Raw genomic sequence first — 24,269 nt, 5'->3', positions numbered from 1 at the left:
GCAGTCCCAAAGAGATAATCCTAGGTTCTGCCGTCATTCGGGGGAGCAAAATGAAACTGGGATTGATGGCCATCGGCCTGATCGCCTTGGCCTCTGCGGGCGCCAGCCCCGCGGCAGCGCAACAGACCACGCATGGCTGTGCCTGCCTGCACAACCAGACGCAGGCGCAGATCAGCTATCGCTACAAGTGGGGCGAGGGCGAGTGGAAGACCATGCAGCTCAAGCCGGGCTACAAGAACTGGATCTGCTGGCAGTACCAGAACGCCCAGAAGAGCTCGCCGAACCTGCTGTTCCAGCTCGACGTCGACATGACGAAGGGCAGCGCCTGGACGACCTACACCATCGGGCGCGTGCAGACCGTGGGCGCGAGCTGTGACGCGGTCGGGGCAGGGGGCCACTACAATGTCAGCTACCGGCCCAACACCAACAATACGTTCATCCAGGTGACGAAGCGCAACTGAGTTCTGCGGCGCGACGTGCTCGCGTTGACAGGTCGACAGCAGACCCGCACGCTTCCGGCAAAAGACCGGAGGAAACGAATGGCGCGCTATGATCGCGTAATCCGCGGCGGGATGATCGTCGACGGCAGCCGGCTGCCGCGCTTTCGCGGCGACATCGGCATCAAGGACGGACGCATCGCGGAGATCGGCCAGATCGCCGCCAGCGATGCCGACGAGGTCATCGACGCCGGCGGCCTGATCGTGGCACCGGGCTTCGTCGACCTGCACACGCACTACGACGCTCAGCTCTTCTGGGATCCCTACTGCACGCTCTCCTCGTGGCACGGCATCACGTCCGTGGTGATCGGCAATTGCGGCTTCGGCTTCGCGCCGGTGAGGCCGGCCGAGCGCGAGCGTGCCATGATGTCGATGACGCGGGTCGAGGCGATCCCCATGGCTTCGATGCAGCAGGGCATGCCGTGGAACTGGGTGACCTTCCCGGAATTCCTCGACAGCGTCGATGCCGCGCCCAAGGCGGTGAACGTCCTGCCCTATGTGCCGGTGTCGCCGCTGCTCATCTGGGTGATGGGCTTCGAGGCGGCCAAGGCCGGGAAGATGCCGACGCCGGAACAGCATGCCGAAATGAAGCGCCTGCTCGGCGAGGCGATGGATGCCGGCGCCTGCGGCTGGTCGGCCCAGCGCATGAAGCCCACCGGCCCGGCGGCCGTGCAGCGCGACTATGACGGCACGCCGATGCCGACCGACGTGATGCATGACGAGACCTGCCGGGAATTCGCCCGCGTGCTCGCGGAGCGCAACGAAGGCTTCATGCAGATGCTGCTGATCTCGGGCGACAATGCGGCCGACCGCGCCTTCTACGAGGAGCTGTCGACGCTGAGCGGCCGGCCGATGATCATGAACGTGATCCAGGCCTTCGATCACCGGCCCGAGATCCACCGCCGGGGGCTCGCCTGGCTGAAGAGCTGCCGCGAGCGCGGCATCCGGGTCGTGGGGCAGGGCCTCACGACCGATGCGGGCTTCACCTTCACGTTTGAAGATTGGAACCTGTTCGACGATTCACAGGACTGGTGCGACGCCACCACCGGCACGCGCGAGGAGCGGCTGGCCAAGCTCGCCGATCCGGCGCGCCGCGCGAAGCTGCGCGAAAACCTGCCGATCACCGCGACCGGCCCATTGCCGCAGATCGCCATCGTCGGGCCCAAGCTCGAGCGCAACAAGAAGTGGCTCGACCACACGCTGGCCCATGCCGGCGAGAAGATGGGCAAGCATCCGGTCGACGTCATGCTCGACATGGCGGTCGAGGAGAATCTCGAGACCGAGTTCTTCGCCGCCCCACCCAACGGCAGCATCGAATATCTCAAGGAGCTGGTCGACGATCCCTACATCCTGTTCGGCGTGTCCGACGGCGGCGCCCACACCAAGTTCCTGACGGCCGGCCGTTATCCCACCGAAACGATCTGCAAGGTGGTGCGCCAGCACGGCATGCTGAGCCTCGAGGATGTGCACTGGCGGCTGTCCGCGCTGCCGGCCGAGGTCGCGGGCTTCCGCGGGCGCGGCATGCTGAAGAAGGGCGCCCCAGCCGACATCGTGATCTACGACTATGACGGGCTGAAGGTCCTGCCCGACGAGATCGCGCACGACCTGCCGGGCGGCGAGTGGCGTCGCGTTCAGCGGGCCTCGGGCTACAAGTACATTCTCGTCAACGGCCAGGTGACGATGCGCGACGACCGTCCCACGAACACGCATTCCGGCCGATTGCTGCGGCACGGCGCCTGAGGGAGGCGCCGCAGGCCGGCTATTCCACCACCGTCGTCTCGAAGTCGGCCGGCATGGTGATCTCGATCAGTTCGAGATCGTCGCTGTGGTCGATCTCCTTGTGCTTCACGCCGGGCGGTTGATACACGGTCGAGCCCGCAACGAGCTTGTGCTGGCCGTAGCCCTCGTACTCGAAGATCGCCCAGCCCTTCAGCACGTAGACGAACTGGAAATCGAGCGCGTGGCTGTGGCGCGGCGCGTCGGGATGCCGGCCGGGCACGGCGCGGATCACGTGCGCGCCGACCTTGCCGCCGGTGAGCTCCTTCAGACCGAGCGCACGGTACTCGAAGAAGGGCCGCAGCCCGTCCTTCTGAAAGGAGTCGGGACCGAGATGGCTCACGATGCCGGCGCCTGCCGCCGTCTCGTCCTTGAGCTTCTCCTCCTCGGCCTCGCCGGTCGTCGGAAACAGGTCGGTCATGCCATCCTCCCTCTGTCCGGCAAGATTACGAGCCGGTCACGGACACGGTGAGCGTGTAGCTGGCCGCATCGCGGCGGCTGTAGACGATCAACAGATAAGGTCCGGTCTTGGGCAGGGCGCCGATCCAGGCAGCGGGCTCCTCGCTGGGCCCGGCATCGCGCATGGGCTTGCCGTTCAAGGCGAGCGTGCCATCGGCGTTGGTACGGACGCCGGTACCCGGCTCCCAGACCTGGAATACGACGTTATTGCCGGCCGATGCGACCGAGACGTTCATGGTCTGACCGGCCTGTCCCGGCACGTAGTAGAGGCCGCGGGCCTTGGTGTCGGCCAGGCTGCCGGTGACGTTCGTGCCGGCCGCGCCGGGCGTCACGGAGAGGGTGCGGATGTCGGGAAGCTGCTGGGCCAGGGCGGGCGCGGCAGCGAGGAGCGGCAGGGTGCCGAGGAGGTAGCGTCTGTTCATCCCGCCACCCTAGCAGACAGTTCGCCCCGTGCGGACTATCGTCGGGAAAAACGGGGGAAAGGCGACCATGCCCAGAACACTGTTCATCGATTCGACACCCGACATCGACCGCGTCTGGAAACGGGTGCACGGGTCGGCGGACATCCCGATCACGGTCGCCATGGGCCTCGTCTCCGAAGAGGAAGTGCCGGGCAGGGTCGCGGGCTACGACACGGTCATCAACGACGCGACCTATTTCAGCGAGCCGACGCTGAAGCGCTGCACCGGGCTGAAGCACATCGTGTTCCTGGGCACGGGAGCCGCCAGCTTCGTCGACCTCGCGGCGGCGGAACGGCTCGGCATCAAGGTCTCGACCATCGGCGGCTACGGCGACACCACGGTCGCCGAGCATGCGATCGGCCTCGTGTTTGCCGCGGCCCGCCACATCGCGACCATGCACGGCATCGTGCGGGGCGGCGGCTGGCGGCCGATGCAGGGCATGGAACTGCGGGGCAAGACCTTGGGCGTGGTCGGGCTGGGCGGCATCGGCCGCGAGATGGCGCGCATCGCCCAGGGCGTCGGGCTGAAGGTGATTGGCTACAACCGCTCGCCCGTCTCGGGCGGCGGCGTACCCACCGTGACCATCGACGAGCTGCTGGCGCAGTCCGACATCGTGAGCCTGCATCTGGCGCTGAACGAGAGCACGCGCGGCTTCCTGGATCGCGCGAAGCTGGAGAAGACCCGGCCGGGCGTCCTCATCGTGAACACGGCGCGGGCGGGCATCGTCGACGAGGCGGCGCTGGTCGAACTGCTGCGCGCGGGCCGGATCGGCCACTACGCGACCGATGTCTTCGGCAAGGAGCCGCCTTCGCCGGAGGAGCCGCTGCTGACGCTCGACAACGTCACCCTTACCGCCCATGCGGGCTACAACACGCCCGAAGCGGCCATGACCATGTACCGCCGCGCCATCGACCTGGCCGCTAAGGGATGGTCTACGCCGTAATCGCATTCTCGGTGTCGGGATCGAAGAAATGCAGGCGGCCGGGCTCGACACGCACGCGCACCTGGCCGCCCGCTGCGATTGCCGACTGGGGTGACACGCGCGCCGCGGTCACCCGCGTTGCCAACGCTTGTTCTGCGCCGCTTTCACAACCGATCCATCGCAGGCAACGGCTGCGGGAAATGTTGCAACGGCGTGAATGCGAGCGTTCCGATAGCGAAGCGGGAAGCGGCATCCTTCGTATGCGATGGGCGCGACAGAAAGGCGTTGGTTCCACGCAATCTGTTGTGCGTAGTGTACCGGCCAGCGTGGGTAAATGGGCGTAACGCAATGACGAGAACGACGCGGCGATCGTTTCTGGGGAAGGCCAGTGCCGGCGGCCTCATGGTGGTGTCCGGCTCGGCCTGGGGGCAGGCGACGGTCGAATTGCCGTTCGCGCCGTCCGAGCGCGCCCTGACGAAGGGCTTTCCACAGAAGGGGCCGATGATCCTGCAGCGGACACGGCCACCGCTGCTCGAGACGCCGTTCGAGGTCTTCGACCGTGGCGTCTTTACGCCCAACGATTCCTTCTATGTGCGCTGGCACTGGGCGGTGATCCCGACCGAGATCGATGTCGGGACGTTCCGGCTTTCGGTGCGCGGCCATGTCGACAAGGAGCTGTCCCTTACGTTGAAGGAGATCGTCGACGGGTTGCCGCGGGTCGAGCTGGTCGCGGTCAACCAGTGCTCGGGCAACTCGCGTGGCTTTACCGAACCACGGGTTCCCGGCGCGCAATGGGCCAATGGCGCGATGGGCAACGCGAAGTGGATGGGTGTGCGGCTGAGGGACGTGCTCGACCGGGCGGGTGTGAAGGCCGGCGCGACGGCGGTACGCCTTGCCGGGCTCGACGATCCGGTGGTGCCCGAGGCGCCGAAGTTCATGAAGTCGCTGGCGCTCGACCATGCAAGCGATGGCGAGGTCATGATCGCCTACGCCATGAACGGCGAGCAGCTTCCGTTGCTCAATGGCTTTCCGCTGCGCCTTGTCGTGCCGGGCTGGTATTCGACCTACTGGGTGAAGATGCTGGCCCATATCGAAGTGCTGGCCGCGCCCGACGAGAACTTCTGGACCAGGAACGCCTATCTGATTCCCGACACGCCTGGCGCCGACATGAAGCCCGGCCAGACCGGCCTCACCATGGTGCCGATCACCCGCATGGTGCCGCGCTCGTTCGTGACAAACCTGAAAGACGGCGCGACCCTGAAGGCCGGCACGAAGACCCTGGTGCGCGGCATCGCCTTCGGCGGCGACACCGGCGTGAAGTCGGTCGAGCTTTCGGTGGACGGCGGCATGAGCTGGCTGCCCACGGTGCTGGGCCGCGACGAGGGCAAGTACAGCTTCCGGCAATGGCAGGCCGAGGTGACGCCGTCTGCCGGCAACGTTGCGCTGATGGTCCGTTGCACCAACGACGGCGGGCTGGTGCAGCCTATGGCAAACAACTGGAACCCCAGCGGCTTCATGCACAACGGCATCGAGACCGTGCACCTGAAGGCGGCCTGAGCGATGCAGATCAACGGTGCTGCCCTGGGTCTTGCCGTCGCAGCCATTGCCGGGCTGACGCTGGCGTTCATCGGCCATCCCGCGGTGCAACTTCCACCGCCGCCGGCGCCGGCCGCCGTGGCCTCGTCCGGCGCGACGGCCTTCGTCCTGAAATCGGTGTCGGTCGATCTGCCGACCAGCACCGAGGTCTTTCCCGGGGGCGCGACCGCCGAGACGATCAACGCGAACTGCCTGTCATGCCATTCGGCCGGCATGGTGCTGACCCAGCCCAACCTGCCGAAGGCTGCCTGGCACGGCATCGTCGACAAGATGATCCATGCCTACAAGGCGCCGGTCGACGATGGCGAGATGACGGCGATCGTCGATTATCTCGCGACCACGAAGGGCCCGAAGTAGGCGGCCGCCGCCCTAGACGGTTCCCTTGTTGAAATTTGATAGTATAAGGTGTGCGTGTCACACGCATGTCGCGCAAGATCGTAATTCCATTTGGGCTCGTTCTACTGGTGCTCGCCGCCGCGATCGCCTGCGCTGCACGAGCCGCGGTCTACTATTTGAATCCCCTGGCAAAAAGCGACCAAGCCTGGGGGACCTGTATCTTTGCCGGTTTTTTCGTCGGTTCCATCGTGGCGAAGGTCATCGCAAATGCCTGGCCGAAAACGGAGGCAGAAGAAATGAAGACCGACCGAAGCGGTTTTTGGGGAGGTCTCTCGATCGAGATTTCCAGTAACGACGGTGATGGCGGCGACGGCGGTGGCGATGGGGGCGGTGATGGTGGCGGTGGCGGAAAGTAAGCTACGGTCCGGAACATCAGATAGGCGATAGCTCTCGCCGCAGCAGTCAATCTATTCGATCTTCACGTCCATGCTGAAGTTGGCGTTCCCGTGCGTGCTGCCGATTGCGATGATGTAGGTGCCCTTGCGCGTCAGGCGGCCCGTCCAGCGCGTCGCGTCCTCGCCCGGACCGCCCCAGCAGGGAATAGAGGGCCTGCTCGACGCGCTGGACATGGCCGCCCACAATCCGGCCGGCGCGGCGACCAGGACGGGGAGTAGAAAGAAGGCGGCCAGGGTTGATTTTGATCATGTCGCGTGAAAGGTCGCCCGCCCGACCGCAAGACGCAGCGTCTTCCTTTGGTCACCAGGGCGCTATACTATGCCCCGCTTTCCCGCTCCTGGAGGAACGGAAAGCACATGGCGCACATCAGACTGAATACCCATCCCAGCCAGGGCGGCCAGCCGGCCCCTCCGGTGGTCTGGGGCGCGCGCGATCCTGCCGTCCGTGGGCCGGTTGTCGGCACGGTCGGCCTCACCTCGCATCGCAACGTCATCGGGGTCCATTCCGGCAGCTACGGCATCTATCGTGCGCTGGCCATCGCCGCGAAGGAACTCAAGGCCGATCACCGGCCCGACCTCACCAACACCTCTCCCGCCGAGATCATCGGGCCGTTCGAGAGCTGGTTCGATCCGAAGAAGATCGTCTCGCTCGACCCGTGGGGGCATCTCGTCTCCGAGGTTTTTGCCGACAAGCTGGCGGCGGGCTGGGACATCCGGCCGACCATCGCCATCACCAAGGCGCATGTGAACATGCCGGAGATCATGGAGGCGCTGGCCGCCGGCCGGCTGAAGCCCGACAACGACATATTGAGCGGTTCGGGCGACGTGAAGGTCACCAAGGCAGCGATCGAGCCCGTCTGGTGGTTGCCCGGCATCGCCGAGCGCTTCGGCGTCAAGGAAGTGGACCTGCGCCGCACGCTCTTCGAGGAGACCGGCGGCATGTACACCGAACTGGTGACGCGGCCCGACCTGGAACTGTTCCTGCCGCCGATCGGGGGCGCCACGATCTATTTCTTCGGCGACGTGTCGAAGCTCGGCAAGCCGGAGACGAAGATCGCCTGCCGCCTCCATGACGAGTGCAACGGCTCCGACGTGTTCGGCTCCGACATCTGCACCTGCCGGCCCTACCTGGCGCACGGTATCGAGATCTGCATCGACATGGCCCAGAAGGGCGGCGTCGGCGTCGTCATCTACAATCGCAAGGAAGGCCGGGCGCTGGGCGAGGTGACGAAGTTCCTCGTCTACAACGCGCGCAAGCGCCAGCCCGGCGGCGATTCGGCCGCGCAGTACTTCAACCGCACCGAATGCGTGGCGGGCGTGCAGGACATGCGCTTCCAGGAGCTGATGCCCGACATCTTACATTGGCTCGGCATCAGCCGCATCGACCGCTTCGCCTCGATGAGCAACATGAAGTCCGACGCGTTGCGCGAGCAGGGCATCGAGATCGTCGAGCAGGTGCCGATCCCCGAGCATCTGATCCCCGCCGACGCGCTGGTCGAGATGGATGCCAAGAAGGCGGCGGGCTATTTCAGCCCGACCAAGCCGGGATCGAACGAGCTGGCGCGCGCCAAGGGACGTGGCCTCGATGAATGATTCGCTGGCGTATCTCCGCACGCCCGTCGCCATCCGCGAACGGGCGGCGAAGGTCCTGAAGTATGTCGAGGACGGCCAGTCGCAATGGTTCCAGCTCGATGCCAACGGGCTGGAGGCGGCCGTGCAGGCGACGCTGGCCGTCACCCGCGAACGCTTCCCCAATCCGGCGGCGATCCCGTTCCATTCGCGCTGGCGGCACTTCGAATCGGGTGGCCGTGACCGCTGGAGCGCGCTGGCCGAGCGGCTGGCGCATCTGCCCCCTGAGGAGATCGCACGGAGACGCATGGACCTCGCGGTCGTCTCCGTGCTGCTCGACGCCGGTGCCGGAGCGGCGTGGAGTTATCGCGAGCCGGGCACGGACGAAACCTACGCGCGCTCCGAGGGGCTGGGCGTGGCCAGCTTCCATATGTTCGCCAATGGCGCCTTCAGCCGCGATGCCAAGGGCGACCCGCTGCGGGTCGATGCCGAGCGCCTCGCGCAGCTGACGCCGATGGACATCGCCATGGGCTTCCAGGTGAAGGCGCACAATCCGCTGCTGGGCCTCGAGGGGCGCGCCGAGCTGCTGCGCAAGCTGGGCAACGTCGGCCTCGAACGGCCGGGGGCATTGTTCGACATCGTGGCCACTGGCGGCGAGGTGAAGGCCGAATCCATCCTGGCCGCCGTGCTCGACAAGCTCTCGCCGATCTGGCCGTCGCCGCGCGGCGACGTGTGGGAGCATCCGGTGGTCGGGCTGGTGCCGTTCCACAAGCTCTCACAATGGATGAGCTACTCGCTGGTCGAACCCATCCAAGGAGCCGGCCTCGAGGTCGTGGCGCTCGATGCGTTGACCGGCCTGCCGGAATATCGCAACGGCGGCCTGCTGGTCGATGCCGGCGCGCTCCGGCCCAAGCAGCGCGTGCTGCTGGAGAAGGCCTTCGCGCCGGGCGACGAGGCGATCGTGGAATGGCGGGCGCTCACCGTGGCGCTGCTCGACCGGATCGCCGAGCATGTCCGCCTGCACTTGGGTATGGATGCGGCGCGCCTGCCGCTGGTGAAGGTTCTGGAAGCCGGCACCTGGTTTGCGGGACGTCGACTGGCGGCGGAGCGCCGGCCCGGCGGTGGCCCGCCCATCACCGTCGAAAGCGACGGCACGGTGTTCTAGAGATTTTGGGGAGAACGAGACGATGTCATTGCCACACTCGATCCATGTCGTGACGCACCCGCTGGTCCAGCACAAGCTGACCAAGCTGCGCGACAAGGAGACGTCGAGCACCAACTTCCGCCGTCTGCTGCGCGAGATCGGGCTTCTGCTGGGCTACGACGCCACGCGCGACCTGCCGACGGTGCAGACGCGAATCGAGACGCCGATCGAGGCGATGGACGCGCCGCTGCTCGACGGCAAGAAGCTGGTGGTCGTGCCGATCCTGCGCGCCGGGCTCGGCCTCGCCGAGGGCGTCACCGACCTCGTGCCGCTGGCAAGGGTCGGCCATGTCGGTCTCTATCGCGACCCGCGCACGCTGCAGGCGGTCGAATACTACCTGAAGATCCCGCAGGACATTTCCGACCGCGACGTCATCGTCTGCGATCCGATGCTGGCGACCGCCCATTCGGCCATCGCGGCGGTCGACCGGCTGAAGGAGTCGGGCGCCCGGCGCATCAAGTTCATCTGCGTGCTGGGCTCGGAGCAGGGGGCGCGGACCTTCGCCGAGGTCCATCCCGACGTGCCGGTCTTCGCGGCAGCGATCGATGCGAAACTCAACGATCACGGGTATATTGTTCCCGGGCTCGGCGATGCGGGCGACCGTCTCTTCGGGACCAAATAACAACAACGGGAGAAACGCCGATGTCGCCGGACCTGAAGTACCTGCTCTTCTCCGTGATCCTGACCTTCGGGCAGATGCTGGTTGCCGCCGCGGGCGCCAACCGGGCCGTCGGTCTGCCGACGCTGGCGGGCAATCGCGAGGGCCTGCCCGAGATCAAGGGGTGGGCCGGGCGCGCCAAGCGGGCCCATCTCAACATGGTCGAGAACATGGTGCTGTTCGCGGCGCTGGTCTTGATCGCGGCGGTCGCCGGCAAGGCCAACGCGATGACCGCGATGGGCGCGGCGATCTTCTTCTGGGGCCGCGTGGCCTACACCGTGATCTACATCGCCGGCATCGCCTGGCTGCGCACGGCGGCCTGGTTCGTGTCGGTCATCGGCATGGTGCTGATCGCGATCGAACTGCTGAAGGCGATGTAATCCCTCTTTTCCTCCCCCGTCACACGGGGAGGAAGGCTGGCGTCTAATTCTTCCCGTGCCCCTGCGGCATGGCGCCCATCGCTTCGACGTTGAGCTGGACGTCGATGCTGCCGGCTTTCTCGAAGACCAGCGTCAGCGGCACCTTGGCATCCTTGGCGAGCGGTGCCTTCAGCTCCATGAACATGATGTGATAGCTGCCGGGCTTCAGCATCACGGTGGCGCCGGGCGGAATCTCGAGGCCCTTCGCCAGCTCGCGCATCCGCATCACGTTGCCGTCCATCTGCATCTCGTGGACCTCGACCTTGTCCGAGGCGTTGCTGCGCGCAGAGACCAGCCGGTCTGCGACGGTCCCCTTATTGGTGATGGTCATGAAGCCGCCGCCGGTGCGCGCCGACGGCGGCGTGGCACGGGTCCACGGCGTGGTGATCTCGATCGAACCGATCCTGTGATCCTGGGCCATTGCGGGCAGGGCGAGGATGGTGGCAGCAGCCGTGAGGAAGAGGCGACGGACGAGCATCGAAGGAACTCCTGGAGAATGGGCGAAGGAAGAGGTTGGGGCGTCAGCGCTTTTTCTGCGCGTCGAGCCAGGCGCGGACCTCGCCGAGATCGGCGACGCCCGTGAGGACGGTTTCCTTGCCGTCACGATCGATCAGCATCGTGCGTGGCAGCTCGCCCGGCCAGTCGGGATCGATTTCATAGCGCAGCCGCTCGTTGAAACGGTCTGCAAAGGCCCAGTTCTCGGCCTTCGCGAGATTGGCCCGCGCCAGCATGTCGGAGACCCGCGCCGGATCCTGTGGGACCGGATCGGCGGCCACCATCACGAGGCGCATGTCGGGCCGCTCGGCCTGCAGCTTGCCCCATTCCGGCATCTCGACGAGGCAGGGCGCACAGGTCAGGCCCCAGAAATGCACGACGGTCGGCTGGCCGTCATGGGCGGCGCGCAGCTTGGACCAGCTTCCCCGGCCGAAGGACTGCAGGTCGGCCGCCTGGGCGCCGGCCGAAGCGACCGCCAGCAGGAGGGCGAGGAGGACGGGACGAAACGTCATGGCTGGTCCTCGAGGGGGATCAGGCGATAGCCGTCGGCCTTGGTGAGCCACGACAGATAGGCACGGCCGGCATTGGCAACGAGCAGGGGATGGTCGGACGCGTCCTCGGTCTCGGCCACGGTGCGCGGATCGCTCCAGGTGCGGCCGCTATCGTGGCTTACCTGCCAGCGCACGGTCGACTTGGTGCCGTCGAATTCCTTCCACACGAGGTGGAGCGCGGTGCCGTTGGCCAGGAGATACGGCCGCGCCGGCTGGCGCTTGGATGTCGACAGGGCGCGCGGTGCGCTGAACGGCGTGTCGCCCGTGTCGGCGCGGGCATAGAACAGGCCCTTGCGCGCCGAGCCGGCGGTGAACCAGGCGACGTGATAGGAGCCGTCCGGCAGGATGGCGATGCTCGGCCCGTGATGCGGGCAGGCCTCGATCTTCCAGTCGTCGGCGCTGACGCGGCGAACGGGCCCCGGCGTCTTCTCGTCCTTGAAGGTGATGACGCCGTGGTCGCGGATCGAGCCGGGGAAGATGTTGCGGAACACCACGGCGGGCTTGCCGGGACCGGCGAAGGCCACGCCGAGGCGGCAGCATTCGCAGGTATTGTCGAGGGCGATGGCGGTCGGCCCGAAGCCTGCCTCGCCATCCTCCCAGGCATAGGCGAGCGCGGCGCCGGGATAGGGCTTCCCGGCGGCGCGCGCCTTGGCGACGTTGCGCTTGTCGAGCCAGACGGCGAACACCCGGCCGGTGGCGGGATCGACCGCCGCCGTCTCGAAGCGCTGGCTGGTCGTGTCGGCGGTGATCGGCTGCGGCTTGCTGAAACTCGCGCCGTTGTCGTTCGAGCGCGCGAAGAAGGCGCGGCCGTTGAAGTTGCGGTCCTGGAAGATCGCGAAGGTAACGACCAGTCCGCCCTTGGAATCGACGACGATGCGGGCCCGGGCGTCGGGCCCCCAGTCGAGGTTCATCGGCTCCGGCGTGGCCGCGACGGGCTCGGAGAAGGTCTTGCCGAGGTCGCTGGAGCGCACGACGACGATCTTGTCGGCCATGGCCCGGACCAGCCATAGCGTGCCGTCGGGACCGAAGGCCGGCGTGGCGGTGAACGCCTCTGGTGCGGCGGCGCCCGGCTTGCCGTGCTGGTGCTGGGCGGCGGCGGGGCCGGCGAACAACAGGATGGCTGCGAAGGCGAGGAGTGCACGCATCAGAATTTCACCCTCAGGCCGGCGGTGGCAGTCAGCGGCATGCCGAGCTGCGGGATGGCGGACGCGCTGTAGGTCGAGCCCTCGAACGAGGTCCGCGTATAGCCCTGCGCCAGGTACTGGACGTTGGTCAGGTTCTGGATACTGCCATAGATGTCGACGTCCTTCACGGGGGTCCAGCGCAGGCCGAGGTCGATCAGGGTGGCACCGTCATTCAACTGCGTATGGTTGGTGTCGTTCCAATATTGCGGGAACGACTTCATCGCAGCGCTGAGGACGAGGGTCTCGATCGGCCGCCATTCGACGCCGGCCGTGAACATGTAGCTTGGCACCTGCCCCAGCTGCACGCCGGTCCGCACCAGCGTCGGATTGACCGAGCTGGTGAGGTAGGCGTTCGTCTGGGTGAAGCCGCCGGTCAGCCGCAACTGCTCGAACGGCTGCCAGGTGGCGATCAGCTCGAGGCCCTGGAACGTGGCGTTGCCCACGTTCTGGTACTGGCGGACCGTCGTGAAGGCGGGACCGAGGCCGGCCGCGCTGACATAGGGCGCGGCGCAGGCCGGGCTGGTGTTGCAGACCGTGATATAGTCGATGAAGTTGTTCAGGTTGTTGTTGAAGTAGGTGCCCGACAGGGTGAAGCCCTTCCATTCGAAGTCGAAGCCGACTTCCTGGCCGAAATTGTTCATGGGCTGCAGGTTGGGATTGATCGTCGAGTAGCTCGTGCCGCTGGCGAACACCCGGTACATCTGGTTCATGCCGGGCGCCGAGAAGTTGCGGTAGATCGCGGCCCGCAGCGTCAGCTCGTCGCTGGCATAGAACTTCATGCCGATGCGCGGATCGAAGCTCGCCGCGCTGGCGTTGGGCACGACGTTGAGGTTGCTGGAGTTCGTCGTCAGCACACTGGCGTTCATGGCCTGCCAGAAGTCGCCGCGCACGCCGACCGTGACATCGACCGGAATGCCGGTGAACCGGTACGTGCCCTGCCCGAAGACGCCCTGGAAACGATGCTCGCCATTGACGATGAAGGTCGTCGGATTGGCGGACACGTTGGCATAGAGGTTGTTGTAGTCGGTCACCATCGTGCGACGCGCGTCTACCCCGACCTTGACGTCGCGCAGCGGGCCGAAATTCGCTTCGTAGAACACCGAGCCGCCGACGTCCGAACTGGGCGCGGCCTCGATCTGGCTGACATACTGGTTGGTCGCGGTGGTGTTGTTCAGCGTGTAGGCGCCGCTGCCGACGTTGATGGTGCCGAACGAGCCGCCGCTCGCCCAGCCGCTGAAATTCAGCGACTGGTTCTCGTCGAACTTGTAGCTGCCGCCGGCGAGCAGACGATAGGTCGACCAGTTGTTGTGGGCATAGGTCCAGACCAGCCCATCCTCATAGGTCTGGTTCCAGTAGCCCTTCGCGAACAGCTTCAGCTTGTCGTTGGGGGTCAGGAACACGCTGGCGGCGACGTTGTCGGCCTTGGACGCCGTCGCGACGAGATTGGCGTTGCGGTACTGGGCGGGCGTGAGGTTGTAGCCCGAGCTCTGGGCATGATTATAGCTCGCCCCGACCTTTACCTTGTCGTTGATGACGTAGCTGCCGGCCGCTTCGGCGGTCGAGCTGTTGTAGCTGCCGTAGCTCGTGTCGGCCGAGGCGCCGGTGCTCGTCGGTTCGCGGGTGATGATGTTGATCACGCCGCCCATGGCCATGTTGCCCCACAGGCTGGTGGCTCCGCCGCCGCGGATGACCTCGATGCGCTCCACCGAATTCTTCGGGATGGTGCTCCAGTTCATGGTCCGGAAGTAGGGATCGTTGACCGGAACGCCGTCGACCATGATCAGGGTGTTGATCGTCGTGCTGGTACCGAAGCCACGGATGTTCACCGGCTGGGCGGTCGGGTGGAGCTGGCCGGTCGGGATGGTCGGCAGCCAGACGCCCGGGATGCGGTTCACCAGCTGATCGACGCCGGTTTCGGGCGTTGCTTGAATCTGCTCGCGGGTCATCACGGTGGTGCTGACGTCGAGCTTCTGGAGGTCGGAACCTCGGCCGGCACTGACCGTGATCGGTGGCAGCGACACCGGCTGTTGGCTCGTTGCGGATGGATCGCCTGACGGCGGCGCAGTCTGCGCACGGGCAAGCATCGGGATCAGCCCGAGGGCTGCGAAGGCGGTGGCCGTGGCCACGCGGATGGACAACATGAAAATCTCCCCACGAATGACAAATGAACGCCAGGCGCGGCAAGGCGCGAGGCGGCTTCAGGCGTCAGGCGTGGGAAGGCGGACCGCGTGGTCGATGAGGCCCGTCGCGAATGCCAACGGGGGCGAGGGCTTCGTCGTTTGCCGCAAAGACAATCGTGTCGGCGATCGGCTCCACGCGCATGAAGGCGGCGGCGGAGGGCTCGGCCAGTACCGGCGCTTGCGCGAGGCCCAGGCAACATTCGTGAGCCTTGCCCGCTTGTTGGCCGGGCGCCGCCGAACCGTCTTCGTCGGCGCCAGGCAGACAGAAGACGCCCCAGGTCCGGGCGGCTGCCTCTGGGCCGCCGTCGCGCATCAGGACGGCGTGGGCCAATGGCTGGAAGAAGTTGAGCGTGATCGCAAACAGCGCCGCGGCGAATGCCGACGCACGCCAGCCCCGGTCGGGTCGTTTGCGAATCATGGCCGAATTACGCACGAAAACGGGAGAGGTGGAAGAGGGCACCCTGTCGCCGTATGGTCTGCAAAAAGCAGTCTCGGAGGGGGAGAATTTACATGGGCCGGAACGACATGCCGCGGGTGATCGCGGCTTTCCTGGACAGCGGGATCGGCTGGTTCCTGGCGAGGCTGGTACTGACCTTCGTCTTCTGGAGTGCGGGGCTCGGTCACCTCGCCGAGTTCGAGGGCAGTGCCGCCGAACTGGCCTCCCTCGGACTCCGGCCGGCGGGCTTGCTCAATATCGTGCTGATAGCGACGCTCCTGATCGGATCGTTGCTGATCCTGCTGGATCGCTGGCTTTGGCTGGGCTGCGGCATCCTGAGCGGCTTCCTGGTCGTCGCCATCGTGCTCGCCCATCCGTTCTGGACGATGCAGGAGCCGGCGCGCACGCCGCACTTCCGCGTCGCCATGGAGCATATCTCGCTGATCGGCGGATTCATGGTCTGCGCCGTCGCCGGCCGGTTGCGCGGGCTGAAGCGCTGATCTCCCACCCTCAGGCCAGCACCGCCGCGAGGCGCTCGTCCCTGGTCCTGCGGGCATAGGCGTCCAGCAGCCACAGGGCACCGCCCTGGAAGCCGTGGAACGTGCGCCGCCCGGCGCGAAGCTCCTTGAGGAATTGCGCCAGGGGAACCTCGTGGTTCACGATGACCTCGCTGTCTTCGAGCGCCGGTTCGGCCACCTTGCGGGCGTCGAGCGCCAGGAAGCAGTGCACGCGGTTGCTGAGCCGCGGCGCGTTGGCGAAGAAGGTCCCGAGCAAGTGCCATTCCTCGCTGGCGAAGCCGGTTTCCTCGCGTAACTCGCGCTTCATCTGGTCGACCGGGTCGCCTGGCCCCTCCTGGATGCCGCTCGGCAGTTCGATCACCGCCTGTCTCGCCCCGTGGCGATATTCCTCGACGAGGACGATCTTGCCCTCGCGCGTGATTGCCACGGCGGTGACCCAGTCCGGCTGCTCGATCACGTGGAAGGGCGTCAGCACGCGGCCGTTGGGCAACTCGACCGTGTCGGAGCGCAGCGCCAGCCAGCGGTCACGGTAGTTGTACCGGGAGTCCAGCACCTTCCAGGGTGCGACCTTGTCCTTCATGGGAATTGCGCAGCCTTCACGCGAGTTTCAGGCCGACGATGCCGGCCACGATGAGGGCGATCGAGACGATACGGATGGTCGAGGCTGCATCGCCGAAGGCCACAATGCCGACGACGAAGGCACCGACGGCACCGATGCCCGTCCAGATTGCATAGGCGGTGCCCATCGGGATGGTGCGTTGTGCCCACATAAGCAGCGCGCCGCTCACGACGATGGCAACGGCGGCGAAAAGCAGCCACCCTGGCCGGACGCCCTGGTCCGTCCAGCCGAGTTTCAGGCCCACGGGCCAGCCAATTTCGCAGAGTCCCGCGAGGAAAAGAGAAATCCAAGCCATTCAGTGTCTCCCCACAGCAAGTGCTGTCATTGACGGCAACGTTACAGCCTGTAACGATCAAGGATTGCACGCATCTTGCAGCATAGCGAGGGCGGCACCGGGAAGGGCATTGATCTTGGGAGTTATGAAATGAAGGAACGTGAACTGCGTGGCCTCATCGGCAAGGTGAAGGCCGGCAAGCTCTCGCGGCGTGGTTTCGTGCAGGCGATGATGGCGGTGGGCATCGGCGCACCGGCGGCCGGCCAGATTCTCCTGTCGTCGGGCGTCGCGATGGCGCAGCCGGCGTCGACCTACAAGCCGACCAAGCGCGGCGGCGGCGGCCCGCTCAAGCTGCTGTGGTGGCAGGGCCCGACCCTGCTCAACCCGCATTTCGCAGTGGGTACCAAGGACCAGGACGGTTCGCGCCTGTTCTACGAGCCGCTGGCGGCGTGGGATCCCGAGGGCAACCTGAAGCCGAAGCTCGCGGCCGAGATCCCGACCAAGGAGAATGGCGGCCTGTCCGCCGACGGCATGTCCGTGACCTGGAAGCTGAAGCAGGGCGTGACCTGGCATGACGGCAAGCCGTTCACCGCCGATGACGTCGTGTTCAACTGGGAATATGCGAAGGACCCGGCGACGGCCGCCTACACGATCGCGTCCTACCAGGATGTCATGGTCGAGAAGGTCGACCAGTACACCGTCAAGGTGACCTTCAAGAAGCCGACGCCGTTCTGGGCCGATGCCTTCGTGGGCACGCGCGGCATGCTGATCCCCAAGCACCTGTTCGCCGACTTCATCGGCGCCAAGTCACGCGACGCCCCCACCAACCTGAAGCCGGTCGGCACCGGCCCCTACATGTTCAAGGACTTCAAGCCGGGCGATCTGGTGACGGGCGTGGCAAACCCGAACTACCATCAGGCCAACAAGCCGTACTTCGACTCGGTCGAAATGAAGGGCGGCGGCGACGCCGTCTCGGCGGCCCGCGCAGTGCTCCAGACTGGCGAATTCGATTTCGCCTGGAACCTGCAGGTCGAGGACGAGATCCTCACCCGGCTGGAGAAGGGCGGCAAGGGGCGCGTCTCCGTCACGCCCGGCGGCAACATCGAATTCTTCCTCATGAATACGACCGATCCGTGGACCGAGGTCGACGGTGAGCGGTCCAGCCTGAAGACGAAGCATCCGACGCTCAGCGACCCCGAGGTCCGCAAGGCGATGGCGCTGCTGGTCGACAACAAGTCGATCCAGGATCACATCTACGGCCGCACCGGCCCGGCGACGCGCAACTTCCTGTACGGTCCGCCGCGTTTCGACTCCAAGAACAACCCGATCGAGTTCAACGTCGACAAGGCCAACGACATTCTGGAAAAGGCCGGCTGGAAGAAGGGCTCCGACGGCATTCGCGCCAAGGACGGCAAGAAGCTCAAGTTCGTCTACCAGACCTCGATCAACCAGCCGCGCCAGAAGACGCAGGCCATCATCAAGCAGGCGGCGCAGAAGGCCGGCATTGATATCGAGTTGAAGTCGGTCACGGCTTCGGTGTTCTTCTCGTCCGACGTGGCCAATCCGGACACGTACACGAAGTTCTATACCGACCTCGAGATGTACACGACGACCATGGGCCAACCCGATCCGGGAACGCACATGCTGCAGTTCGTCTCGTGGGAAGCCGCGACCAAGGCCAACAAGTGGCAGGGCCGCAACATCACGCGCTGGCAGAGCCCGGAGGCTGACAAACTCTACCGCGAGACCGAGGTGGAACTCGATCCCGTCAAACGGGCTGCCCTGTTCATCAAGATGAACGATCTCGCCGTCCAGAACCAGATCGTGATGGGTATCGTCCAGCGCCCGACAGTCTCGGCGATGACGGCGAAGCTCAACGCTCAGATCAGCGGCTGGGACAACAACACCTCGGACCTCAGCGACTGGTTCAAGGACGCCTAACGGCGCTTCGTCCTCCCCGCTTCGGGCGGGGAGGACCCTCTCTTTTCAGGTCCATCGCGTGAGCAGGCAGTACGTAATCCGGAAGCTCCTGATCATGATCCCGAGTCTGCTCGGGATCAGCGTCGTGCTCTTCAGCCTCCTGGCCCTGGCGCCGGGAGATCCCTTCGACGAACTGGCGACCAACCCGGCCGTGCCGCCGGAGGTGCGCGCCGCTCTGCGCGCCAAGTTCGGCCTCGATGACCCGGTCTGGATGCGTTACTGGCACTGGCTCACCGCCCTGCTGCAGGGCGACTGGGGCTTTTCCTTCGTCAGCCGCATGGACGTGAGCACGCTGATCATGCAGCGCCTGCCCGTGACACTGATCGTCATCGGCGCCTCGCAGATCCTGGCCATCGCCGTCGCCATTCCGGTCGGCGTGCTGGCGGCGACACGGCCCTATTCGCTGTTCGACCAGATCGCCAACACCTTTGCCTTCATCGGCTTCTCGCTGCCGACCTTCTTCACCGGCCTGGTGCTGATCCTGGTCTTCTCGATCCAGCTCGACTGGCTGCCCTTCGTCTACCGCGCGGACATCAGCGCGACGGGCTGGGAGTTCTACTGGGAGCACATCAAGCAGTCGATCATGCCGGTGACGGTGCTCGGCCTCTTCCAGGGCGCGGCACTGGTGCGCTTCGTGCGCTCCTCCGTGCTCGACGTGATCCGCCTCGACTACGTCACCACGGCGCGCTCCAAGGGCATCGGCGAGCGCAAGGTCATCACCCGGCATGTGGTGCGCAACGCTCTGATCCCGGTCGTGACGCTGGTCGCGCTGCAGATGCCCATCGTCTTCAGTGGCGCGGTCGTCACCGAGCAGATCTTCCGGGTCCCCGGCATCGGCTCGCTGCTGATCACCTCGATGCTCTCCAACGACACGCCGGTCGTCATGGGCGTCACCTTCGTCTCGGCCTGTCTGGTCGTCATCTTCAACCTCATTGCAGATATCCTTTATGGCTGGCTCGACCCCCGCATCGCTTACCGCTGACGCGCCCGCAGCCGCGGGGACCGCTGCCGCGGCCAAGCGGCAGAATTTCTCGCCCTGGCAGGAAGCCTGGCGGCGCTTTCGGCGCCACAAGATGGCGCTGTTCTCGGCCATCGCGCTCGCCGTGATCCTGTTCGCCGTGCTGTTCGGGCCGTTCATCTGGCGCGTGCCGATCAACGAGATCGACTTCGCCGCCAAGCTGCAGGGACCGTCCTGGAGCCATCCGCTGGGCACCGACGATCTGGGGCAGGACCTGCTGGCGCGCCTGATCTACGGCGGCCGTATCTCGATCGCGGTCGGCGTCGCGGCGATGGTCGTCGCCATCTTCTTCGGTCTGCTGGTCGGCTCGGTGGCCGGCATGGCGAGCGGCCGCGTCGATGCGGCGCTGATGTGGGTCACCGACCTGTTCCTGTCGCTGCCGCAGCTGCCGCTCCTCCTGCTTGTGATCTACCTGTTCCGCGAACCGGTGAAGGGCGTGCTGGGGGTCGAGGGCGGGGCCTTCGTGCTGATCGTGGCCGTCATCGGCGGTACGCGCTGGATGTCGGCGGCGCGCCTGGTGCGCGCCCAGTTCCTGTCCTTGCGCGAGAAGGAGTTCGTCGAGGCCGCCCGCGCGCTCGGGGCCTCGCGTCTGCGCCAGGTGACGCAGCACATCCTGCCCAACGCGCTGGGGCCGGTGATCGTGGTCGCGACCATCGACATCGCCGCCGCCATCATCGCGGAGTCGACGCTGTCGTTCCTCGGTCTCGGCTTCCCGTCCGATGTCCCGACCTGGGGCAGCGTGCTGCGCGACGCCAAGGACTATCTCGATATCGCGCCGCATTGGGCGCTGTTCCCCGGCTCGCTGATCTTCATCACCGTGCTGGCCATCAACTTCATCGGCGACGGACTGCGCGACGCGCTCGATCCGCGACGTGTCCTCTAGTTCTGGTGTAGCGTGGCCGAACCTCTGTTGGATATTCGCGGACTGAAAACCTGGTTCAAGACCGAGGACGGCATGGTGCGTGCCGTCGACGGAGTGGACCTGCACATCGACAGCGGCGAAACGCTGGGCGTGGTGGGCGAGTCGGGCTGCGGCAAGACCGTCACCGCGCGCTCGGTGCTGAAGCTGATCGACATGCCGCCCGGCCGCTTCGAGGCCGGCGAGATCCTGTGGAAGGGCAGGGACCTGATCCCGCTCGAAGCCTCGGAGATGAATTCGATCCGCGCCAAGGAGATCGCGATCATCTTCCAGGAGCCGATGACGTCGCTCAATCCGGTCTACACGGTGGGAGACCAGATCGCCGAGGTGATCGAGCTGCACCAGAAGCTGTCGCGCAAGCAGGCGCTGGTCGCTGCCGCCGAGATGCTGCGGCTGGTCAACATCCCCAATCCGCAGCGCCGCGTGCACGACTATCCGCACCAGTTCTCCGGCGGCATGCGCCAGCGCGTCATGATCGCCATGGCGCTCAGCTGCCAGCCCAAGCTGCTGATCGCCGACGAGCCGACGACCGCGCTCGACGTCACCATCCAGGCGCAGATCCTCGAGCTGATGCAGGAGATGAAGGATCGCTTCGGCATGGCGATCATGCTGATCACCCATGCGATGGGCGTGGTCGCCGAGACCTGCCAGAGGGTGACGGTCATGTATGCCGGCCTGGTGGTCGAGGAGGCGCCCGTCGAGGCGCTGTTCGGCAATCCACGGCATCCCTATACGCAGGGTCTGATCCGTTCGATCCCGAGGGTCGATCGCAGCGCCGCCAAGAAACAGCGGCTGGAAGCGATCGCCGGCACCGTGCCCAACATGCTCGAACCGCCGCCGGGGTGCCGCTTCGCCGCGCGCTGCAAGTTCGCGATGGATATCTGCAACCAGGGCATCCCGCCGCTCAAGGAAGTCGGAACGGGCCATTTCGTGCGGTGCGTGCTGTGAGCAATACATCCCTGACGGTTCCCGCCGCCGTGCCGGCGTCCGACGCCGCCGAGCCGCTCCTGTCGGTGCGCGAGCTGCGCAAGCATTTCGCCATTCGGGGCGGCATCCTCTCGCGCGTGATCGACAAGGTGCATGCCGTCGATGGCGTCAGCTTAGACATCGCTCCCGGCGAGACGCTGGGCCTGGTGGGCGAATCGGGCTGCGGCAAGTCCACGACCGGCCGCTGCATCCTGCGCCTGATCGAGCCGAGCTCGGGCGAGGTCTGGTTCCAGGGCGCCGATGTCACGAAGATGGGCCCGGAGAAACTGCAGGCGCTGCGGCGCGACATGCAGATCATTTTCCAGGATCCCTACGCGTCGCTGAATCCGCGCCTCACGATCGGCGCGATCATCGGCGAGGCGCTCACGATCCATAAGCTCGCGCCGTCGCGGCAGGCGCACGAGGACCGGGTCGTGCAGCTCCTCGAGACGGTGGGGCTGCGGCCCGACCACATGCGGCGCTTCCCGCACGAATTCTCCGGCGGCCAGCGCCAGCGCATCGGCATCGCCCGCGCGCTCGCGGTCGAGCCCAAGCTGCTGATCTGCGACGAACCGGTCTCGGCGCTCGACGTGTCGATCCAGGCGCAGGTCATCAACCTGCTGGAGGACCTGCAGGAGCAGTTCGGGCTCACCTACCTGTTCATCGCCCACGATCTCAGCGTGGTGGAGCACATCTCGACGCGCATTGCGGTGATGTATCTCGGCCGGGTCGTGGAGATCGCGCCGGCGGCGGAACTCTATGACACACCGCTCCATCCCTATTCGGAAGCGCTGCTGTCCGCCGTGCCAATTCCCGACCCGACGGTGAAGCGCAAGCGCATCATGCTGCAGGGCGACGTCCCCAACCCGATCCGCCCGCCGTCCGGCTGCCACTTCCACACCCGCTGCCCGATCGCGCGGCCCGACTGCAGCCAGCGTGCGCCGGTGCTTGAGGAAAAGCGCCCCGGCCATTGGGCGGCGTGTCACTATCGGGGGTAGACTAGCGTGCAGGAGCGGGAGAGCCGGCCGGCTTCAGCCGCTCTGCACGTCACATCATGATCACTCGACGCTCGGAGATGCGTGGAGACGGCGGAAGTGTCCTGAACTAGTTTTGCCGGGCGCCGCCTGTCGGCGACCGGGCCGAAGCCCGACTCCAAGGGCCTGCGGCAAGGCGCAGCATCTCGCGCGACGTCGTTTGTCTATGCTTCAGGCAGGATTGCGGGCTCTGTGAAATGTCCGACATCGAACTGTAAATTATCAAGTCCGCCGCCGTCGTCATGGCGCATTGCTTGAGGGTCGCAGGTAGAATACCAGTGCTATCAGTCGGCTGATGGGCACATGGCCACGGAGTTACATTGTCCAACTCAGAGAATCCGAAGCATCTGTCGCTGCTGGAGTCGATCCACGCCGAGGATGGTCATGAAAAGGCGAAATCTCCCAGAGAGAGGCGCAAGCGCGCTTCCATGCATGCCATCGCTGAAGACGGCGCCAAAGGGACGACGCAAGACGCGACACCGCCGCCGCAATCTTCGGTTCAGCTGATTGAGGAACGTAAGCAACCGCACCTTCGGACCGGCGAGCAAACATCACGCGATTCGAGCGAAGCTAAGTCAGAGACTGTCAGTGATGCGCTCACGATCGAGTTGCCGCGTGCCCGGAAGAGACGCAGCTTCGGCGGATATCTATCGTTCGTGATCTGCGTTCTGCTCCCTACTCTCGTTGCGGGGGTCTACTACTTTGCCTTTGCATCCGATCAGTATGTCGTTCACTTCAGATTTGCTGTTCGTGACACGAGCACCGCCGTCAGCACGTCGGCTGCCACGTCAGACCTGACGGCCTTGGTCGGTATCGCCTCGTCATCGAATCCGACCGAGAATTACATGGTGGCGGAATTCATGACGAGCCAGCAGGCGGTCGAGGAATTGCAGTCCCGGATAAACGTTCGGGAAATCTATTCGCGACCGTCCATAGATTTTGCGTCGCGCATGGATGCGTCTCAGCCAATAGAAATGTTTCTGCGCTATTGGAAGAACATGACGACGGCCCAGTTTGACCAGGTCACCGGAATTTCATGGGCCGAAGTCCGCGCATTTACGCCGGAGGACGCATATCTGGTCGCCAAGACCTTGCTTTCCCTTGGAGAAGATCTCGTCAACGAGGTGGCACAGCGACCTCAACGCGAGGCCATCAAATATGCAGAGGCCGAAGTGGCCCGGGCCGAGGATCGCCTCAGGAAGGTTCGCACCGAACTTGCGCAATACCGAGACAAGACCGGGTTGATTGAACCCACCACCAGCGTGGTTCTCGCCAATGCAACCGTGGCCTCTTCCATCCGGGGGGCGATCGCGCAGATCCAGACCGACATCTCGGCTCTCAAGAAGCAGGGAATGAAGGACAATTCAGCACAATTGCAGAGCCTGCGGACCCGTCTTAAAGCGACGGAAGAGCAGTTGAAGGCGGTCGAAAATCAGATATCCACCTCGGAATCCGGCGACACTCCGATATCGCAGGCTGTCGCGCGGTATGAGCAGCTGGATCTCGAGCGTCTATTCGCGCAAAATCTGCTGACATCGACCATGCAGTCCTTGGAGCAGGCGAGGTCCAATGCTGCGACCAAGCGGATATACGTGGTCGCGTTCGTGCAGCCGGCGTTGCCTCAGACGTCTACCTATCCAAGACGCGGGGTTGCGACGCTGACCGTTGCAATAGCTTGCCTGCTACTGTGGACGATCGCTCTCCTGTTGGGACGCTCGATCAAAGAACATCTGGCGTGATGTA

The 24,269-nt window shown here is 65.5% G+C and carries 27 protein-coding genes; 17 read left to right on the top strand and 10 right to left on the bottom strand.

Annotation, left to right across the window (positions count from 1 at the left end):
* Positions 1-50 precede the first annotated feature (50 nt).
* Together ACO07K_RS16025 and ACO07K_RS16020 are read left to right on the top strand one after the other, a co-directional pair.
* Positions 51-461 carry a hypothetical protein gene (locus ACO07K_RS16025; protein ID WP_422029479.1) on the top strand — a complete coding sequence of 137 codons (411 nt, stop codon included), beginning with the start codon at positions 51-53 and terminating at the stop codon, positions 459-461.
* Positions 462-539: 78 nt separating this feature from the next.
* Positions 540-2,237 carry an N-acyl-D-amino-acid deacylase family protein gene (locus tag ACO07K_RS16020; protein ID WP_422029477.1) on the top strand — a complete coding sequence of 566 codons (1,698 nt, stop codon included), beginning with the start codon at positions 540-542 and terminating at the stop codon, positions 2,235-2,237.
* A 19-nt stretch (positions 2,238-2,256) separates the two neighbouring features.
* Here the strand turns inward: ACO07K_RS16020 and ACO07K_RS16015 are convergent, their stop codons facing one another.
* Both ACO07K_RS16015 and ACO07K_RS16010 read right to left on the bottom strand, forming a co-directional pair.
* Positions 2,257-2,694, bottom strand: a complete 438-nt coding sequence (locus tag ACO07K_RS16015; protein WP_422029475.1) for a cupin domain-containing protein — start codon at positions 2,692-2,694, stop codon at positions 2,257-2,259.
* Positions 2,695-2,719: 25 nt separating this feature from the next.
* The gene (locus ACO07K_RS16010; protein WP_422029473.1) at positions 2,720-3,154 is read right to left on the bottom strand and encodes a hypothetical protein; all 435 of its coding nucleotides are present in this window, start codon (positions 3,152-3,154) and stop codon (positions 2,720-2,722) included.
* Positions 3,155-3,221: 67 nt separating this feature from the next.
* On the opposite strand from ACO07K_RS16010, the gene ACO07K_RS16005 reads away from it, so the two are divergent.
* The 4 genes from ACO07K_RS16005 to ACO07K_RS15990 all read left to right on the top strand — a co-directional run bounded on the left by ACO07K_RS16005 (position 3,222) and on the right by ACO07K_RS15990 (position 6,463).
* The gene (locus ACO07K_RS16005; protein ID WP_422029471.1) at positions 3,222-4,136 is read left to right on the top strand and encodes a 2-hydroxyacid dehydrogenase; all 915 of its coding nucleotides are present in this window, start codon (positions 3,222-3,224) and stop codon (positions 4,134-4,136) included.
* Positions 4,137-4,463: 327 nt separating this feature from the next.
* Positions 4,464-5,672 carry a molybdopterin-dependent oxidoreductase gene (locus ACO07K_RS16000; protein ID WP_422029469.1) on the top strand — a complete coding sequence of 403 codons (1,209 nt, stop codon included), beginning with the start codon at positions 4,464-4,466 and terminating at the stop codon, positions 5,670-5,672.
* A 3-nt stretch (positions 5,673-5,675) separates the two neighbouring features.
* The gene (locus tag ACO07K_RS15995) at positions 5,676-6,068 is read left to right on the top strand and encodes a c-type cytochrome (protein WP_422029467.1); all 393 of its coding nucleotides are present in this window, start codon (positions 5,676-5,678) and stop codon (positions 6,066-6,068) included.
* Between the two features lie 65 nt (positions 6,069-6,133).
* Positions 6,134-6,463, top strand: coding sequence for a hypothetical protein (locus ACO07K_RS15990; protein WP_422012230.1), 330 nt, complete (start codon positions 6,134-6,136; stop codon positions 6,461-6,463).
* 51 nt (positions 6,464-6,514) lie between these two features.
* On the opposite strand, the gene ACO07K_RS15985 is transcribed toward ACO07K_RS15990, so the two are convergent.
* Positions 6,515-6,676, bottom strand: a complete 162-nt coding sequence (locus ACO07K_RS15985) for a hypothetical protein (protein WP_422029465.1) — start codon at positions 6,674-6,676, stop codon at positions 6,515-6,517.
* Between the two features lie 183 nt (positions 6,677-6,859).
* Here ACO07K_RS15985 and ACO07K_RS15980 point away from each other — a divergent pair, with 183 nt between their 5' ends.
* From ACO07K_RS15980 to ACO07K_RS15965, 4 genes are read left to right on the top strand one after another with little or no spacing between them, the layout of a single operon-like run.
* Entirely contained in the window at positions 6,860-8,095 is a 1,236-nt protein-coding gene (locus ACO07K_RS15980; RefSeq protein ID WP_422029463.1) for a GTP cyclohydrolase II, read from the top strand.
* Positions 8,088-9,236, top strand: coding sequence for a URC4/urg3 family protein (locus ACO07K_RS15975; RefSeq protein ID WP_422029461.1), 1,149 nt, complete (start codon positions 8,088-8,090; stop codon positions 9,234-9,236). Before ACO07K_RS15980 ends, ACO07K_RS15975 begins: the two co-directional genes overlap by 8 nt.
* A 22-nt stretch (positions 9,237-9,258) precedes the next feature.
* Positions 9,259-9,897, top strand: a complete 639-nt coding sequence (gene upp, locus ACO07K_RS15970; protein ID WP_298310987.1) for a uracil phosphoribosyltransferase — start codon at positions 9,259-9,261, stop codon at positions 9,895-9,897.
* Positions 9,898-9,917: 20 nt separating this feature from the next.
* On the top strand, positions 9,918-10,313 hold the full coding sequence (locus ACO07K_RS15965) for an MAPEG family protein (RefSeq protein WP_422029459.1): 396 nt from the start codon (positions 9,918-9,920) through the stop codon (positions 10,311-10,313).
* Between the two features lie 43 nt (positions 10,314-10,356).
* On the opposite strand, the gene ACO07K_RS15960 is transcribed toward ACO07K_RS15965, so the two are convergent.
* The 5 genes from ACO07K_RS15960 to ACO07K_RS15940 all read right to left on the bottom strand — a co-directional run bounded on the left by ACO07K_RS15960 (position 10,357) and on the right by ACO07K_RS15940 (position 15,180).
* Positions 10,357-10,830, bottom strand: coding sequence for a copper chaperone PCu(A)C (locus ACO07K_RS15960; protein ID WP_422029457.1), 474 nt, complete (start codon positions 10,828-10,830; stop codon positions 10,357-10,359).
* A 43-nt stretch (positions 10,831-10,873) separates the two neighbouring features.
* Positions 10,874-11,359, bottom strand: a complete 486-nt coding sequence (locus ACO07K_RS15955; protein ID WP_422029455.1) for a TlpA family protein disulfide reductase — start codon at positions 11,357-11,359, stop codon at positions 10,874-10,876.
* A complete protein-coding gene (locus ACO07K_RS15950) occupies positions 11,356-12,543 on the bottom strand; it encodes an exo-alpha-sialidase (RefSeq protein ID WP_422029453.1) in 1,188 nt (395 codons plus the stop codon). The genes ACO07K_RS15955 and ACO07K_RS15950 overlap by 4 nt, the downstream gene beginning before the upstream one ends.
* Entirely contained in the window at positions 12,543-14,723 is a 2,181-nt protein-coding gene (locus tag ACO07K_RS15945) for a TonB-dependent receptor (protein ID WP_422029451.1), read from the bottom strand. The genes ACO07K_RS15950 and ACO07K_RS15945 overlap by 1 nt, the downstream gene beginning before the upstream one ends.
* A 64-nt stretch (positions 14,724-14,787) precedes the next feature.
* Positions 14,788-15,180, bottom strand: coding sequence for a DUF2946 family protein (locus ACO07K_RS15940; RefSeq protein ID WP_422029449.1), 393 nt, complete (start codon positions 15,178-15,180; stop codon positions 14,788-14,790).
* Between the two features lie 92 nt (positions 15,181-15,272).
* Between ACO07K_RS15940 and ACO07K_RS15935 the strand changes: the two genes are divergently transcribed.
* Entirely contained in the window at positions 15,273-15,698 is a 426-nt protein-coding gene (locus tag ACO07K_RS15935; protein ID WP_422029447.1) for a DoxX family protein, read from the top strand.
* Between the two features lie 10 nt (positions 15,699-15,708).
* On the opposite strand, the gene ACO07K_RS15930 is transcribed toward ACO07K_RS15935, so the two are convergent.
* Both ACO07K_RS15930 and ACO07K_RS15925 read right to left on the bottom strand, forming a co-directional pair.
* Complete coding sequence (locus tag ACO07K_RS15930; RefSeq protein WP_422029445.1) at positions 15,709-16,296, bottom strand: NUDIX hydrolase; 588 nt, start codon at positions 16,294-16,296, stop codon at positions 15,709-15,711.
* Between the two features lie 16 nt (positions 16,297-16,312).
* Positions 16,313-16,630 (bottom strand): DMT family transporter, encoded by a 318-nt coding sequence (locus ACO07K_RS15925; protein ID WP_422012254.1) that lies wholly within the window; start codon positions 16,628-16,630, stop codon positions 16,313-16,315.
* A gap of 129 nt (positions 16,631-16,759) precedes the next feature.
* Here ACO07K_RS15925 and ACO07K_RS15920 point away from each other — a divergent pair, with 129 nt between their 5' ends.
* The 6 genes from ACO07K_RS15920 to ACO07K_RS15895 all read left to right on the top strand — a co-directional run bounded on the left by ACO07K_RS15920 (position 16,760) and on the right by ACO07K_RS15895 (position 24,265).
* The gene (locus ACO07K_RS15920; protein WP_422029443.1) at positions 16,760-18,550 is read left to right on the top strand and encodes a peptide ABC transporter substrate-binding protein; all 1,791 of its coding nucleotides are present in this window, start codon (positions 16,760-16,762) and stop codon (positions 18,548-18,550) included.
* 58 nt (positions 18,551-18,608) lie between these two features.
* Positions 18,609-19,571: an ABC transporter permease gene (locus tag ACO07K_RS15915; protein ID WP_422029441.1), complete on the top strand. Its 963-nt coding sequence runs from the start codon at positions 18,609-18,611 to the stop codon at positions 19,569-19,571.
* Complete coding sequence (locus ACO07K_RS15910) at positions 19,537-20,490, top strand: ABC transporter permease (protein WP_422029439.1); 954 nt, start codon at positions 19,537-19,539, stop codon at positions 20,488-20,490. The genes ACO07K_RS15915 and ACO07K_RS15910 overlap by 35 nt, the downstream gene beginning before the upstream one ends.
* Positions 20,491-20,562: 72 nt before the next feature.
* A complete protein-coding gene (locus ACO07K_RS15905; protein WP_422036666.1) occupies positions 20,563-21,474 on the top strand; it encodes an ABC transporter ATP-binding protein in 912 nt (303 codons plus the stop codon).
* Positions 21,471-22,490, top strand: a complete 1,020-nt coding sequence (locus tag ACO07K_RS15900; RefSeq protein ID WP_422029437.1) for an ABC transporter ATP-binding protein — start codon at positions 21,471-21,473, stop codon at positions 22,488-22,490. Before ACO07K_RS15905 ends, ACO07K_RS15900 begins: the two co-directional genes overlap by 4 nt.
* A 356-nt stretch (positions 22,491-22,846) precedes the next feature.
* Complete coding sequence (locus ACO07K_RS15895; protein ID WP_422029435.1) at positions 22,847-24,265, top strand: hypothetical protein; 1,419 nt, start codon at positions 22,847-22,849, stop codon at positions 24,263-24,265.
* The last annotated feature ends 4 nt before the right edge of the window (positions 24,266-24,269 follow it).

Origin of the sequence: Reyranella sp. (assembly GCF_965228225.1) — a bacterium.
Lineage (GTDB): Bacteria > Pseudomonadota > Alphaproteobacteria > Reyranellales > Reyranellaceae > Reyranella.
This window is presented reverse-complemented; position numbering and strand designations above follow the sequence as displayed.

Bases quoted from the DNA above. Each gene is read 5' to 3' on its own strand.
- ACO07K_RS16025 (WP_422029479.1), top strand. From the start codon at position 51: ATGAAACTGGGATTGATGGCCATCGGCCTGATCGCCTTGGCCTCTGCG.
- ACO07K_RS16020 (WP_422029477.1), top strand. From the start codon at position 540: ATGGCGCGCTATGATCGCGTAATCCGCGGCGGGATGATCGTCGACGGC.
- ACO07K_RS16015 (WP_422029475.1), bottom strand. From the start codon at position 2,694: ATGACCGACCTGTTTCCGACGACCGGCGAGGCCGAGGAGGAGAAGCTC.
- ACO07K_RS16010 (WP_422029473.1), bottom strand. From the start codon at position 3,154: ATGAACAGACGCTACCTCCTCGGCACCCTGCCGCTCCTCGCTGCCGCG.
- ACO07K_RS16005 (WP_422029471.1), top strand. From the start codon at position 3,222: ATGCCCAGAACACTGTTCATCGATTCGACACCCGACATCGACCGCGTC.
- ACO07K_RS16000 (WP_422029469.1), top strand. From the start codon at position 4,464: ATGACGAGAACGACGCGGCGATCGTTTCTGGGGAAGGCCAGTGCCGGC.
- ACO07K_RS15995 (WP_422029467.1), top strand. From the start codon at position 5,676: ATGCAGATCAACGGTGCTGCCCTGGGTCTTGCCGTCGCAGCCATTGCC.
- ACO07K_RS15990 (WP_422012230.1), top strand. From the start codon at position 6,134: ATGTCGCGCAAGATCGTAATTCCATTTGGGCTCGTTCTACTGGTGCTC.
- ACO07K_RS15985 (WP_422029465.1), bottom strand. From the start codon at position 6,676: ATGTCCAGCGCGTCGAGCAGGCCCTCTATTCCCTGCTGGGGCGGTCCG.
- ACO07K_RS15980 (WP_422029463.1), top strand. From the start codon at position 6,860: ATGGCGCACATCAGACTGAATACCCATCCCAGCCAGGGCGGCCAGCCG.
- ACO07K_RS15975 (WP_422029461.1), top strand. From the start codon at position 8,088: ATGAATGATTCGCTGGCGTATCTCCGCACGCCCGTCGCCATCCGCGAA.
- upp (WP_298310987.1), top strand. From the start codon at position 9,259: ATGTCATTGCCACACTCGATCCATGTCGTGACGCACCCGCTGGTCCAG.
- ACO07K_RS15965 (WP_422029459.1), top strand. From the start codon at position 9,918: ATGTCGCCGGACCTGAAGTACCTGCTCTTCTCCGTGATCCTGACCTTC.
- ACO07K_RS15960 (WP_422029457.1), bottom strand. From the start codon at position 10,830: ATGCTCGTCCGTCGCCTCTTCCTCACGGCTGCTGCCACCATCCTCGCC.
- ACO07K_RS15955 (WP_422029455.1), bottom strand. From the start codon at position 11,359: ATGACGTTTCGTCCCGTCCTCCTCGCCCTCCTGCTGGCGGTCGCTTCG.
- ACO07K_RS15950 (WP_422029453.1), bottom strand. From the start codon at position 12,543: ATGCGTGCACTCCTCGCCTTCGCAGCCATCCTGTTGTTCGCCGGCCCC.
- ACO07K_RS15945 (WP_422029451.1), bottom strand. From the start codon at position 14,723: ATGTTGTCCATCCGCGTGGCCACGGCCACCGCCTTCGCAGCCCTCGGG.
- ACO07K_RS15940 (WP_422029449.1), bottom strand. From the start codon at position 15,180: ATGATTCGCAAACGACCCGACCGGGGCTGGCGTGCGTCGGCATTCGCC.
- ACO07K_RS15935 (WP_422029447.1), top strand. From the start codon at position 15,273: ATGGGCCGGAACGACATGCCGCGGGTGATCGCGGCTTTCCTGGACAGC.
- ACO07K_RS15930 (WP_422029445.1), bottom strand. From the start codon at position 16,296: ATGAAGGACAAGGTCGCACCCTGGAAGGTGCTGGACTCCCGGTACAAC.
- ACO07K_RS15925 (WP_422012254.1), bottom strand. From the start codon at position 16,630: ATGGCTTGGATTTCTCTTTTCCTCGCGGGACTCTGCGAAATTGGCTGG.
- ACO07K_RS15920 (WP_422029443.1), top strand. From the start codon at position 16,760: ATGAAGGAACGTGAACTGCGTGGCCTCATCGGCAAGGTGAAGGCCGGC.
- ACO07K_RS15910 (WP_422029439.1), top strand. From the start codon at position 19,537: ATGGCTGGCTCGACCCCCGCATCGCTTACCGCTGACGCGCCCGCAGCC.
- ACO07K_RS15905 (WP_422036666.1), top strand. From the start codon at position 20,563: ATGGTGCGTGCCGTCGACGGAGTGGACCTGCACATCGACAGCGGCGAA.